Here is a 13,227-nt window from a genome sequence, read left to right as displayed (position 1 = left end):
GCTATCAATATCGGTGACGAAGCAGGGTGTAAGACGGCCTGCTGAAGTCGCCTTTGGCATCTCGGGCGTCCGAATTCTGTGTGCGGATAATTAACTTGCCGGAGCCCACGCGAAGGGTTTCCGATGGGTAAGAAAGATCCACGGCAAACTCTGCGCACCTGCGCCCGCCGGGATCGTCACCTTGCCTCGCACTCGTGTCCGGACTATCGCTGTACGTGGGAGCGTTGTTGATCGGCAATGCCTGCCTGATTGGGCGCAGCAGCTTGTCCGGCGAATGGCAGCACGACGATCAGATCCGCAACAGTCCGCGAAAACCTATTGCTGCGTAGTGCGATTGTGCGTTGTTGCGGTACGTGGACACCGCCCCGTAGCGGCGATCGCAGAACAGCGCGCCGCCAAGCGAGCGGATGTTGGACTTGCGTCCCTGCAGGGCGGCCGTGCCCGAAGAGCGGACTTTCCCTTGTTAGCTCCCGCAGCAATTGGCAAGGCAGACGCACCATAGCGGCAGACGAATCAAATTCGCAGAACGAACAGCCGTTCGTCATAGGTGAAGTCCAGGATTTGGCTGATCTTCACGCGGGCCATCGCCGGGTGCATTGGGTTGAGGACGATATTCCGTTCGAGAGTCATCACTGCGGAAGGCACGATCAGTCCCAGATGAGAGCAGCTCTTTAGCCAGGCTGTGCCAAAGGACATGCTTGGTCGATCGGGCGGCAAGGATGCCCAACCCTTCGGCAAACTGTGCACGTCGGGCTCAAGGTAGAGACCAGGATCATCGGGCAGTTCCAGTTCGGTGATTTTCATGGGAATCACCGGGCGCTGGGTCTGGTGCACGAATGTTTCGAGACAGCATATCGCAGGCGACAGGCCCAGATAGACGGCCGCAACTTCGGCATCATTCCAGCGGCCTCCTTCAAGTGCCGCGCCAACACCCGAGAGATCAGCGGCGCGTTTGGCCTTGGATATACGCCAGGCTCGCATCAGACCGCGCCACCCCATTCGATTGCATGCAGCACCCGACGCACCTGGCGTGCGCCGAGTTCCGTCTCGCACAGCGAAAGAGGCGTTTCCCCGCCGAGCGAATCGTTCGGCGTTACCATCCATATGCTGGCTGTGTCCTTGTCCTCAAAAACGTCCTCGGCCAGCACCGCTACCTGAGCCAGGCGGTCAATCCGCTCCGATGCAATCGGGTCCAACGCCTCGTGGCTTCTGAGTCTGCGCTCTACCGTCGAAGCCGACACGTTCGCGATGACTGCGATCATGGGCACGGTCAGGCCGAACGCTGATTTGGTCGCCACCAGCCAGTTGGGTTCGAAACCCATGCGGATCTTGATGAGTCGTTCCTGTTCGGTGGCTGCCGTCAGCTCATGCGCCATGCTCCAGAAGCTCAGCTTTTCTGAAGCGGTGGACGATCGTTTGACCGGCTGCTTCGCTATGGCGCTCATGCAGTAACCCTCAAATGACGTATTTGAATACGTCAAATGATAGCATTGTTTTGGGTGGCTTGCTGCTGACATGTCTAGGACTGGACGTTCAGGACTTGGACGTCCGCCACGCCGGCAACCGCAGGGGGCGCAAGCTCCGGATCGGCGTGTATGACGCGGTTAATGAATCGACCGAGTTGCTCGGATGGCTCGACATCGCGCCGAACCAGAAAGGTGGTGAGCATTGTGGCACCCTCCAGGGGGCGCGTTACCACCTCCGGATTCTTGAGCTCGGCAATCCGTGCCTGGCTTGAGAATCCGAGACCGTATCCGGCCGCTACCAGCGCCATCATCAGGTCGAGCGTGGGCACGCGCTCGGCAATGCTCAGTCTGGGTTCGACCGGCTCTAGAACCGGTTGCAGCTGTTGCCAGAAGCCTTCGCACACCTGCGGCTCGCATAGCACCAATGGATGGCGCGCGATTTCGTCCAGGGGTATCTCGCGATATGCCAGCAACTGATGCCGGGCGGGTAGGGCGACGACGAGCCGGTCCTGCCAGACGGGGACCGCAACGAGGCCCTCGATTCGATCCGTATTCTGGGTCATGCCTACATCGTACAGGTCGTCCTGCAGTCCCTTGACTTGCGCCGAAGACGATACCTCGTGCAGACAGATTTCTACCTCGGGATCCTGCTCTCGAGATTGCGCGAGCAGGGTGGCCAGTCGGGCCTGGGGAACGCCATCCGAAAGCGCGACGCGCAGGTGTCCACGGAAGCCGGCTGCCGCACCCTTGACGCTGGCCTTCGCCTGGTCAACGACCGCAAATATGCGGCGTGCCTCGTCAAGCAGCACGGTGCCGGCCCAGGTGAGCCGGGTACGCCGCGTCGTGCGCTCGAAAAGCTGTACGCCCAGCCTGTATTCCAGGTCCTTGATGATTCGCGACAGGGGCGACTGCTCGATATGCAGGCGCGCCGCGGCGCGCGCGAAATGCAGCTCCTCGGCAACAACGACAAAACAGCGAAGATGACGAAGCTCCACGTTTCTTTCTCCCGTGTCGGTCGTTAATGGGATTCGGGATCGGTAAGGCCTGACCAGGCTGGCTGGCGCCGCAGATTGGCGATCTGAAGCAGGGCGCCAATTAGCGCGACCGCGCCTGCGCTGGCGGCGAGCGTCCAGGTTGGCAACTGCAGGAGCAGCAGGAATCCACCCGCTGCCGCGCCAATGGCACTTCCCAGATAGAGCGCCGATTCGTTGAGGGCGATGGCGAGATTACCGTCGCCCTGTGTCTGCCTGGCCAGGATCAGCTCGTTGTTTTGCGGCACCTGCAGTGCCCAGCCAACAGCGCCCCATAGCGCAATCGGCAGCATGACCAGCCAGGCACCCAGCGCGGCGGCCAACGGCAGCACAAATAGCGAGGCCGAGAGGATCAGCATGATGGAGAGCACGAGCACGGGCCCCCGTAAGCGGTCCACCACGGGACCGATGAAAAAACTGCCCAGCACGCCGCCGATGCCCCAGATCCACAGGTACGGTGTCACTGAGCGGACCGCGCCGTAGTTTGGGTCGGCCAACAGGGGCGCGATGAAGGTGTACATTCCAAGGCTCGCAATTGCTGCCAGGAGCGATACGAGGAGGATGGTGACCACGTGCCCATCAGCGAGGATGGCCAGTTTCTGGCGAAGAGAGCTGGCCGGTGCCGCGGGGAGCGCCGGTAGCAAGACGGCCAGCCCAGCCAGAGCCAGCAGACCCAGCAGCGTGACCAGCCAGAGAGCGGCCTGCCAGCCCGCCTGATCGGCAATCATCAGGCTCAGCGGGACGCCCAGCACCACGCCGCTGGCCATGCCCCCCATAATGATCGCGATCGACTTGCCGCGCCGCTCGGACGAAGACAGTGCGGCCGAGGCGCCGATGCCCATGGCCAGATAGACGCCCGCGCCGATGCCCGCGACGGCGCGCCAGATCATCAAAGCGTTGAAGTCGGTTGCCAGGGCACTTGCCGCATTGGCGGCGACAAACAGCGCCAGGGCAACGAGCAATCCGGTGCGCTGCCGATCGGGCGGCGTCAGCGCGACGAAGATTGGGGAACCGAGGCCGTAGGCCAGGGTAAAAGCCGTGACCAGCTGCGCGGCGACCGCCACCGAGACCGAGAATGACGATTCGATCATGGGTATCAGGCCGGCTGTCACGTAGGAAGCCATCCCAAGTGAGAATGCACCGAGCGCGATCAGGTAGATGGGAAGCTGTGTGGTGTTGCGCATGAGCTGTTCATTCCAAATGAAAGGGCGGCGCGGCCCCGTCGGGCCGCGCCGGGGCGGTTAGAGTGCGAGGCTGACGTCCTGCTCGATCAGCCAGGTGTTGAGCCCGACCGCGAGCTCCATGCCCATGCGGTCGTACATGGGTGAGGATTCCCCAAGGGGCCTGTCGAGGGTTTGCTTGACCCGCGGCGGGTCGAGTAGGTCGCGCACGGGGGCGTCGGGGTTGGCCATGATCGCTGCCAGCGACGTACGTAGCGCCTGCTCGTACGCCGGATCCTGCGTCGAGGGGTAGGGGCTCTTGACCCGATCGGCGATGGAGTCGGGAAGCAGGTCGCGGGTCGCTGCGCGCAGGATGCTCTTCTCCCGTCCGTCAAATGCCTTCATGTCCCAAGGAATGTTGAAGGCGTACTCGACCAATCGGTGATCGCAGAAGGGCACCCGGACCTCCAGGCCGACGGCCATGCTCATGCGGTCCTTGCGATCGAGCAGCGTCTGCACAAAGCGCGTCAGGTTGAGGTAGCTCATCTGGCGCATGCGCCGTTCCGCCGGGTTTTCGCCGGAGAGCGTTGGCGCGCTGGCAATCGCCTGGCTGTAGCTGTCCGCCAGAAACCCTGGCATGTCCAGTTGGCGAAGCAGCCCGGGGGCGAACAGGGTCTTGCCGTCGAAGTATTTGCCCGTCACGGATGTCAGCCAGGGGAATGTATCCGCCTCGATAGCGACGGGATCGTGAAACCAGCGGTACCCGCCAAAGACTTCGTCGGCGCTTTCTCCGGACAATGCCACGGTGGAATGCCGGCGCACCTGCTCGAATAGCCGGTAGAGCGATGGCCACATATCGCCCCAGTAGGCCGGTGGCAGGTCGAGTGCCTGGACGATGAGGCTGCGTAAGCCCGGGTCACCCAGCTCTCGACTGTCGAGCACGATTTCGTTGTGGCTGGAGTGGATGCGCTTTACCAGTTCGCGGACGTAGGGAGCATCCGGCGTGCCGCGCACGGCATCGCTGGAAAAGGCGCTGCCGTGATCGAGAAAATCAACGGAAAACGAACGGATGTTCTCCTTGCCAGCGGCTAGTAGCTTCTTCGATGCCATGGCGGTAATGATCGACGAGTCGAGCCCGCCCGAGAGCAGGCTGCACAGCGGGACATCCGAAACGATCTGACGCTGGACGATGTCTTCGAGCAAATCGCGGGTATGCCGTATGGTCTGCTCGAGGGAGTCCCCGTGCTCGCACGCCTCGAGTTGCCAGTATCGGCGCCGATGCGGTCCGTGCCTGTCGAATCGCACGACCTCACCGGGCAGAACCTCCCGCATGCCGTCGAATATCGCTTGGCCTGGGGTCTTCACCATTTCCAGGAGTTCGCGAAGCCCATCGGCGCGAACGGTGCGGGGCACGAGCGGGTTCGCCAGAAGCGCCTTGGGTTCGGACCCGAAGATCACACCGTCGGCGGTTTCGTAGTAGTACAGCGGTTTGACGCCCATGCGATCACGGACCAATAACAGCTCGTGAGTCCGCAGATCCCACACCGCAAAGGCATACATGCCATTTAGCCGGTCGACGAAGCCGTTACCCCACTCGAGATATGCACGCAGCACGACTTCGGTGTCGCTTTGACTTTCAAAGTGGTGACCCAGAACCTTCAGTTCCGAGCGGATTTCGCGGAAGTTGTATACCTCGCCGCTGTAGGTAATGACCGCGGCCTCGAGCCCATCATCGCGTCGGGCCAGCATGGGCTGACGGCCACCTTGTAGGTCTATGATCGCAAGCCTGCGATGCCCGAATCCGATCGGTCCGTCGATCCACAGCCCTCCCGCGTCAGGGCCGCGCTTGGACATCGTCTCGGTCATTCGCTGAAGCGTGTCTCGTTGCGTCTGCATGTTCTGGCCGAAGGACAGCCATCCTGCTATTCCACACATGGTCTTCTCCTGCTGATTCGATTACCCGAGGGTTTCCAGGTCACTGCCTTCAACCAGCAACGCGCGGCTCGGGCCATGGTTGTAACGGGCAGGGACGGGGGTCTGAGCACGGCGCTCGAGTTCGTTGAGCAGCCGCTGCAGGTGGACTGACTCTTCCACACCAGCGAAAGGCGGGGCAGGAGGCTGCTGCAGTGCGACCCACTGCAGCACCTGCTGGCAAAGCCGCGACAGCTTATGAAGGGTTTCGAGTCCAGGTTCTTCGGGCGAGACGCGCAGATCGTGCAGCACCAGCTCCGTGCCATCGATGTCGCGCATCCAGATGCGCAAATGGTCGTGATCCCATCGCGGCGTGTCGAAGGTCAATCGGGCATGGATTAAATGATCTTCCTGATCGACAAAACTGAAATCGACCGTACGTTGCCGAACGACGTTCACGAAGCTGCTGTAGCCGGTGATTGGCGTGTCGCCCAGCGTTGCACTCAGTTGAATCGTGTCGAGAATGGCCTCGCCTGAAATGGAAAAATCGGACCTTGTTCCGAGCACATCGACTAGGCGCAGGGGCCCAGCAGCCGGACAAATCCAGCGTAGGAGATCCAGCGCATGGATGGCTTCGCTGGTAACGCCGCACGTTGGGCGGTAGTCGTTGATGCGGTCCTTGCCCCAATGGAAGCCGACGCGCACGGGTTGCCAGCCATGACGTGCAATCCAATCACGCAGCGACTGCGTAGCGTCCGAATAACGCTCGATCAGGTTCAGCGCAAAGCCGCCGAGCCGCTCGAGCGGCGCCTGCACGCTCGACAGGTCATCTATGGGGGTGGCGAGCGGCTTTTCGCAGATGACGAACCCCTGGTAGTCCGCCAATTCAGCTAGAACCCTAGCGTGGCTGATGTCGTTGACGCTAACGACCACGACCTCTGGTTTGAATGTCCGCAGGGCTTCATCAATGCAATCGAAGTAAGGCAACGCGGTTGGCTTCTGCTTGCGCCCAACGTAGGCAAGCGAGATCGAAATCCCGGCATGCTGCGCCACGTGTTCGAATGCGCGGCGAAAACGGTTGCCAGCGTAGCCCAGGCCAATGATCAGTATGTTCACACCGGCACCTCCTGACGGATCAGGAGGCGCTCCGCGCTTGGGCTGAAGCCAAGCGTCTGGTAGAGCCGGAACGCACCGTCGGTTGTCTGGAGGGACACGGTTGCGACGTCCCTGTTGGCGTACCAGCGGAGCAGGGTCTGCATCAGCTGCTTTGCCACTTTGTGCCCGCGCCATTGTGGCGCGACCACAACCGACTGAATCCACCCGGACAGACCGTTGGGATTGACCGAGGTCGGGGCCCTGACATCAATGATCCCGGTGGCGCAGCCGATGATCTGCCTGGACGCCTGGTGCTCGGCGACCAGCACCCGCACGCTGTCGTTCGAGCCGAGATTGTCTGCCAGCCAGTTCCTGTAGGCGGCGCGCCATCGCGCCGTGCCTTCGGGGCTGCGACTCGAATAGCTCGCGCCGGTCCCGTCCAGCAAAAGAGCCCTGAGCTCGATAAGGGCAGCGGTGTCCTCGCCCGTCGCGTTTCGCACCGCAAACAGCGATTCGCTCATCAGGCCACCTCCGCTGCAAAGGCTTGGGAGGCGAGCGGGATTGCGAAGTGGTCGAACGTCTCTCGCAGCGAAGCGGCCAGATGGTCGATCTGCTCGGCGGCGTGGTTGGGTGTCGCGTTGACTCGGAAGCGCTCAGTGCCTACCGGGACCGAGGGGTAATTGATCGGTTGCAGATAGATATTGTGGACTTGCAGCAGGCGATTCGCCGCTGCCTTGCACCGCTCGGCTTCGCCGACGAGCACCGGCAGCACGTGCGTTTGCGAACAGGGCATTACCGGAATGTCGTGCCGCTTTAGCCGTTCACGTAGCTGTTGCGTGTTGCGATGCAACTGCTCTCGCTCACCGGAGCTCGCCTTCAGATGCTCGACACTCGCCAGGCAACCGGCGGTAATTGCTGGAGGAAGCGAGGTGGTGAAAATGAAACCCGTTGCGAACGACCGAACTGCATCGACGAGCGTCCGAGTCGACGCAATATAGCCACCTATGACCCCGATGGCCTTGGCCATCGTCCCCTGCACGATGTCTACCTTGTCGGCAACGCCAAGGTCCGCGGCGATACCGGCGCCGCGAGGTCCGTACATGCCAACCGCATGCACCTCATCGAGGTAGGTCAGCGCATTGAAGCGCTTGGCGACCTCGACGATCTGCGCCACCGGAGCGATATCGCCATCCATGGAATAGATGGATTCGAACACCACGAGTTTGGGTCTTTCGAGCGGGTACCCGGCCAGGATCTGCTCCAGATGGGCGACGTCGTTGTGCCGAAAGACCCGGCGTTCGTTGGCGGTGGCACGGATGCCATTGACGATGGATGCGTGGTTTCGCTCGTCACTGGCTACGACGCAGTCGGGAATCTGCCGTAGTAGGCATTGAAGCGTCGCGTCGTTCGATCCGAATCCGGTCGGAAAAACCAGTGCCGCTTCCTTGTCATGCCAGTCGGCCAGGGAGCTCTCGAGCCGTCCATACAACTCGTGTGATCCGCCGATGTTGCGTGAGCCGCCGGAGCCTGCCCCGTAGGTTTCCAACGCCAAATGCATCTGCTCGCGCACAAGCGGATGCTGCGACATACCGAGGTAATCGTTGCTGCACCACACCACGACGGGCTTCTGCGCCCCGCCGTCGAGCTTGGCCAAAGGATACTGCCCGCAGATGCGGCTCAGTGTGGTGAAAGTGCGGTACTGGTTGGACGACTTCAACGATTCGAGCTGTTCACCAAGAATTGACTGGTACATCCGTATATCTCCTGAACGGTAGAGGTCGCCATGGCGCGAGCAAGCTCTCTGGTTCGCGCCTTACAGGCGACAAGGAGGTATTCTTAGTACCGCTTCGATGGGGTTACAATTTGATTGGTTATGCTAGTACTGGAGGTAACGGGATGAGCGCGCCACGCAGCCATGAGCGAAACCGAGCAGAGCTGGCTGACTTCCTGCGCCATCGGCGCGAGCGAATCAGTCCAGAGGAAGTGGGGCTACCTGCGGGCAAACGGCGCCGCACGCCTGGGCTGCGACGTGAAGAGGTGGCGGCATTGGCTGGGGTGGGCTTGTCCTGGTACACCTGGTTGGAACAGGGGCGGGATATTGGCGTGTCGGCTCAGTTTCTGGAAAACCTGTCCCGGACGCTGAGGTTGGATGCGACCGAGCGTCGCTATCTGTTCCTGCTGGCCCATCAGCGCCTTCCTCCGGAACCCGGCAAGACGTGGTGCGTGGTTCCGCCGGTGGTGCATCGCCTGATGGATGATTTACCGTTGCGTCCGGCCTACGTTCTGAACTTGCGCTGGGACGTGCTGGCGTGGAACGCGGCGGCCGATCAGGTGTTCGGTTTTTCCAGTTTTCCCGCCGAACGACGCAACCTGCTCTGGTTGCTGTTTACCGCACCGTCCATGCGCGCGCTGCTCGACCCATGGGCGGAACAGGCGTTGCAGATCCTTTCGAGCTTCCGTCGCGATTTCGTCAGGGCCGCTCAGGACCCGGACATCGGCGCGTTGGTCAAGGACCTGGAGAAGGTCGACACGGATTTCAGAACCTGGTGGCGACAGCAGGACATCCATGGTGCGTGCCAAGGCATCCGACATTTCCAGATTGGCGAGGTCGGCCATGTGGTGTTCGATCATACGTCGCTGACGATCGACGTCGATCGGGACTTGCGCCTTGTCTACTACGCAGCCAAACAGGGGCATCCTCAGAGCACTCGGTTCGAGCAATGGCTGGCGCTCCCGATGTCCGAGGAGTCCGCTAGCGAGGCCCAAGTCGTCAGCTGATCGTGGGGCCGCGCGTTCGTCCCAACTGCCAGGACACCTGGCCATCGCGCATGACGGCTCCGATGGTCTGACCCTGCCTCGTCTCGATAACCGGCTTCCAGGGCACTAGGCTAAAGCCCGCCTCGGTGTCCAGCAGCGCGTAGCGGCCGCTGGTGAGTTCGATGCAATTTCGATAGACGCCCCGGATGGCCTGCCCATCGACGGGTAGGCGATGTGGCTTGCCCAATCGATCCGAAAGCTTGCGTCCAACCGTCTCGATTTCACGGCGACGAAGCGTGGCGAGCAGGTTGCGGGCGAGCATCAGACGCTGATCCAGCCGTTTGGCCAAGCCTTGGTCGATCAGAAAGTCGGCGCGCCTGCCCAGCGCTACCCGGGCCTCGGCACCAAACCCCCGGTTCGCGATCGATGCGGTGCCGGCGATGAGCTGGCTATCGAGCCATGTGGCACCGACGGCCCGGACTTGTCGCTCGAGCGGCATTGGCGTACGCAGCTTGATGCGCCAGCCTGCGGAGCGCTCTTGTTCGTGGCGCTGAGCTTGCTCTACCAAGTCCGGAGGAATCCGCCAGCGGCCGTCGCGCGCGCGCTCGACGATTCCATATCGGCGCAGGGCTTCGAGCCGCCGTGCGTGGGCATGCAGCACGAAGTCGGGGTCCGGGATGCTGTCGGGACCCGCCAGAAGGGATGCGCGGTGGTGGTCCCGTTGGTACCAGCCGTCCTGGGCGAGTGAGGCAAGTTGCGCATCTATGGCCCTGGGCCCTTGCGAGGAACGGGCTTCAATGATCGAGCCTAGTGGATAGACGGACAGGTCGGCCTCTGGTGCGAGCGGCAGGTGATGGGCTTTGCCATCGGTTCCATCGACGATCAAATATCCCTGGTCGTGCAGTTCTCCAGCCAAGCCCTTCGCCAACACGCTTCCCACAACGGCCGGATCGGCCCCGGGCTCATGGAGAACAAGTTCCCGCTCGCGACCTGCCATCGCGCGCTGCATCGTTCGCACGATGTCGCCCCGTTCCCCCATCGCACGCAGCACCCGTTCGGCCGAGTCGTCGAGTTGCCAGTGCCCGGCTCGGTGCTCGCGCGCGAGCCCCAGACGCACGAGATGCTGCAAGCGACCGATCAGTTGCTGACGATGCGGGTAACGGCTGAGTTCGCGCAGGCTTACACCGGTGGTACGGCTGTGTTTCACCAGCGTGCGATCCAGTCCGGTCAGCCGATCAAGGCTTACGTCGCGAACATGCCCCTGCTGAATCTCCCGTTCACTGCGCAGCCCAAGCCATTCGGTCGCCAGTTCGCCGGCGCGCATTCGCATGCCATGGGCGATGTAATCACGCGCGATGACCAGATCCTTGCCCGTATCGTCCGCGCCCCGCAAGACGATGTGCGTGTGGGGGTTGTCCGTGTTCCAGTGGTCGACGGCGACCCAGTCCAGGCGCGTGCCGAGATCGGTTTCGACGCGTTCCATCAGATGCCGGGTGAAGCTGCGAAGGTCCTCGAGCGACTCGGCGTCCTCGGGCGACACGATGAAACGGAACTGATGCCGATCGGGCCGTCCACGCGTTTCAAAGGCGTCCAGGTCCGCGCGGTCGTTCACCGGCGCGTAGGCCTGTCCGGCTTCGCCCGTCCGACCGACACCTTCGCGCTCGATGTAGCGAAGATGGGCGCCCGTCGAGCGACTGCCGGCCCTGCGCAAGTTCACAAGCCGGGTCTTGATGGTCACGCGGCGTTCTCGGGGGTTGCCGGCAACCATGCGCGCCGCGACATGGCCTCTGCCAAGGCGAGCGCCTGGCTGGTGCCGCCCATTGAGGCCGGTCGGCCCGGACCTGCTCGCCTGACGGACGATCTGGCCAATGAACGATTGGCCTCGATGCCGAGGCGGCCCGGCCTTCGGCCGAAGGTCGTCATCGGGTTCCTGTTTGCCTTTGCGGGTCATGCATCGGGTGCTCCAGGATTGGCGCGGTGCAGCGTGGCGGCACCGCCGAAACGTAGCAGCGACCTGCACTGCGGCCGACCTCGGCACAGCATGCTCACTGTTCGTGCCGTCCCAACCCCATGTGCAGACTGGTTCCCCAAACCTCCAGGTGCTGCCACCTTTTATCTTGCCCTCCGCTTTTCCCTGGCTGCTGAATCCTCAGCATGCATCGCCACCCCGGCACTGCACGGTAATGCGCGGATAGCGAAAGGCCAGCCGGGCCGCTCCCGCCTCGATGTTGTTTGCACCTGACCGAAGGTCCCTCAGCGATCGGTCAACCTCTATCGAGACGTACGGGCTGGGCGATGCCTAGCACGGCGTCGAGTCTAAGCGGGCCGAAGTAACGACTGTCGAACGAGTCCGGATGATCCGGGTTAAGCAGCCAAATCTCGTTCTTGGCGAGCGCTCGGCAGCCGTTCCATCGGGGGAGGGCGCGGCCGGCGCGGTCATGCGGTTGCCACCGCGCAACCTCTCGACCGTCAACGATCACCTGGCGCGCCCTGATACATACCCTGCTCGGCGACGTGGCAAATGCCCGTTTGATAAGCGGAACGTTCGCCGGCAGGTAGTGACGTGCGGCGGCGAGTTCGGCCACAGCCTGGGGCAGCCGCACAAGCACGGCATCGGCGGGCGCGACCGACTCAGCTGGCGAGATGAGATACCACCCGGTCGGCATGCTCGCCGACGCGTTGTAGACGATTCGCACGGAAGGGGTTCTGAACGTGGTCCAGGCAAGTGCCGCCATGGCGATGACAGTCAGCCCGATAATCAGCCGATTGGCTGGCATTGGGTTCTCTCGGCACCCTCGTGCAGACCGCCGCTGCAAATGCTGGCCAGGGAACTTCATGCTCCGTCCTCCTGAAATCGACTTTCCAGCAGCTCGCGCAACATGTCGGCGACGGTTACGCCCTGGCTGAACGCGGCGACCTTGATCCGAGCACGTAGGGCCGGTGTCACATCCAGTGTCAGGCGCGCACTGTAGACGGCGCCCTTGGCGAGAGCGGCGCGGTTGCTTTGCCTTACCCAGGCCTCGGCCTGTCGATCGGCGAGGGGACGACTACCGATTGCGGTTCGCTTGGATGTCATAAGGTCCACCTGAGCAGCTCATCAACCAGGCTGCTGACTTCACGTGACGCAGCGCTTCCAGGGGCGAGCTCGCACACCAGTTGTCCGCCCGCCGCGCTGTCGGCAAACACGATTCGCTGGCGAACCTCGGACTGAAGCGCCGAAAGTGGTTGGTCGGCCAGTGCCTGACGGGCCTCTCGGCCGATGATGGTGGTGCTGACGCGCCGATTGATGGCAAACGCGGCGCGAAGCGCCGGTTTGAAAACCTGCGCTTCCTGCAGAAGCGCAACCATCTCGGCGCTGGCCCACATGTCAAACGGGCTGGGTTGCACCGGAATGAGCACCCGGTCGGCGGCCATCAACGCCGACCTCGCCAAGGCGGCGATCCGAGGTGGGCCATCGATGATCACATGATCGGCCCGCTGGGCCAGCTGCGGCGCCTCCTGGTGCAGCGTCTCGCGCGGTAGCCCCACCGAGCTGAACAGCCTCGGCAAACCGCGCTGCGCGCGCCGCTGGGTCCAGTCCAGTGCCGAACCCTGAGGGTCGGCATCGAGCAGGATTACCGCATTTCCCCGCAGCGCGAGCTCACCGGCGATGTGCGTGGCCAGGGTGGTTTTGCCAACGCCACCCTTCTGGTTGAGCAGGGCGATGATCATGATCGGCCCCCGATGCATGTAAGGCTCGGTTGTTCCAGGCAGCGCGATGCCGAACACCAATAACAAGTTAGCGCTCTTTGGTTAGCTAAGTTAATG

The 13,227-nt window shown here is 62.6% G+C and carries 14 protein-coding genes; 1 reads left to right on the top strand and 13 read right to left on the bottom strand.

The features are described 5' to 3' along the window. Positions 1–289: 289 nt before the first annotated feature. The 9 genes from ACL0K2_RS04230 to hemA form a co-directional block, all read right to left on the bottom strand. Positions 290–409, bottom strand: a complete 120-nt coding sequence (locus ACL0K2_RS04230) for a DUF4256 domain-containing protein (RefSeq protein ID WP_413044436.1) — start codon at positions 407–409, stop codon at positions 290–292. Positions 410–513: 104 nt separating this feature from the next. Continuing rightward, complete coding sequence (locus ACL0K2_RS04225; RefSeq protein WP_413043864.1) at positions 514–981, bottom strand: RES family NAD+ phosphorylase; 468 nt, start codon at positions 979–981, stop codon at positions 514–516. Then, positions 981–1,445, bottom strand: a complete 465-nt coding sequence (locus ACL0K2_RS04220; RefSeq protein ID WP_413043863.1) for an antitoxin Xre/MbcA/ParS toxin-binding domain-containing protein — start codon at positions 1,443–1,445, stop codon at positions 981–983. Before ACL0K2_RS04220 ends, ACL0K2_RS04225 begins: the two co-directional genes overlap by 1 nt. Before the next feature lie 74 nt (positions 1,446–1,519). Continuing rightward, on the bottom strand, positions 1,520–2,461 hold the full coding sequence (locus tag ACL0K2_RS04215) for a LysR family transcriptional regulator (protein WP_413043862.1): 942 nt from the start codon (positions 2,459–2,461) through the stop codon (positions 1,520–1,522). Between the two features lie 23 nt (positions 2,462–2,484). Further along, positions 2,485–3,681 (bottom strand): MFS transporter, encoded by a 1,197-nt coding sequence (locus ACL0K2_RS04210; protein ID WP_413043861.1) that lies wholly within the window; start codon positions 3,679–3,681, stop codon positions 2,485–2,487. Between the two features lie 57 nt (positions 3,682–3,738). Further along, positions 3,739–5,592 carry an asparagine synthase (glutamine-hydrolyzing) gene (gene asnB, locus ACL0K2_RS04205; protein WP_413043860.1) on the bottom strand — a complete coding sequence of 618 codons (1,854 nt, stop codon included), beginning with the start codon at positions 5,590–5,592 and terminating at the stop codon, positions 3,739–3,741. A gap of 21 nt (positions 5,593–5,613) precedes the next feature. After that, positions 5,614–6,684: a Gfo/Idh/MocA family oxidoreductase gene (locus ACL0K2_RS04200; RefSeq protein WP_413043859.1), complete on the bottom strand. Its 1,071-nt coding sequence runs from the start codon at positions 6,682–6,684 to the stop codon at positions 5,614–5,616. Next, positions 6,681–7,184 (bottom strand): N-acetyltransferase family protein, encoded by a 504-nt coding sequence (locus ACL0K2_RS04195; protein WP_413043858.1) that lies wholly within the window; start codon positions 7,182–7,184, stop codon positions 6,681–6,683. The genes ACL0K2_RS04200 and ACL0K2_RS04195 overlap by 4 nt, the downstream gene beginning before the upstream one ends. Then, entirely contained in the window at positions 7,184–8,416 is a 1,233-nt protein-coding gene (hemA, locus tag ACL0K2_RS04190; protein ID WP_413043857.1) for a 5-aminolevulinate synthase, read from the bottom strand. Before hemA ends, ACL0K2_RS04195 begins: the two co-directional genes overlap by 1 nt. A 143-nt stretch (positions 8,417–8,559) precedes the next feature. Here hemA and ACL0K2_RS04185 point away from each other — a divergent pair, with 143 nt between their 5' ends. Next, positions 8,560–9,441, top strand: a complete 882-nt coding sequence (locus tag ACL0K2_RS04185) for a helix-turn-helix transcriptional regulator (RefSeq protein ID WP_413043856.1) — start codon at positions 8,560–8,562, stop codon at positions 9,439–9,441. Here ACL0K2_RS04185 and ACL0K2_RS04180 read toward each other — a convergent pair. The 4 genes from ACL0K2_RS04180 to parA form a co-directional block, all read right to left on the bottom strand. Then, positions 9,434–11,371, bottom strand: coding sequence for a DUF3363 domain-containing protein (locus ACL0K2_RS04180; RefSeq protein ID WP_413043855.1), 1,938 nt, complete (start codon positions 11,369–11,371; stop codon positions 9,434–9,436). The genes ACL0K2_RS04185 and ACL0K2_RS04180 overlap by 8 nt on opposite strands. A gap of 313 nt (positions 11,372–11,684) precedes the next feature. After that, positions 11,685–12,197: a S26 family signal peptidase gene (locus tag ACL0K2_RS04175; RefSeq protein ID WP_413043854.1), complete on the bottom strand. Its 513-nt coding sequence runs from the start codon at positions 12,195–12,197 to the stop codon at positions 11,685–11,687. A 56-nt stretch (positions 12,198–12,253) separates the two neighbouring features. Next, positions 12,254–12,496 carry a hypothetical protein gene (locus tag ACL0K2_RS04170; protein ID WP_413043853.1) on the bottom strand — a complete coding sequence of 81 codons (243 nt, stop codon included), beginning with the start codon at positions 12,494–12,496 and terminating at the stop codon, positions 12,254–12,256. Continuing rightward, on the bottom strand, positions 12,493–13,131 hold the full coding sequence (gene parA, locus ACL0K2_RS04165; protein ID WP_413044435.1) for a ParA family partition ATPase: 639 nt from the start codon (positions 13,129–13,131) through the stop codon (positions 12,493–12,495). Before parA ends, ACL0K2_RS04170 begins: the two co-directional genes overlap by 4 nt. Between the last annotated feature and the right edge of the window lie 96 nt (positions 13,132–13,227).

Source organism: Pseudomonas sp. YJ42, from assembly GCF_047225135.1.
Taxonomy (GTDB): Bacteria; Pseudomonadota; Gammaproteobacteria; order Pseudomonadales; family Pseudomonadaceae; genus Stutzerimonas; species Stutzerimonas stutzeri_E.
Note: the sequence above shows the minus strand (reverse complement) of the source record. Positions and strands in the feature narration are given on the sequence as shown.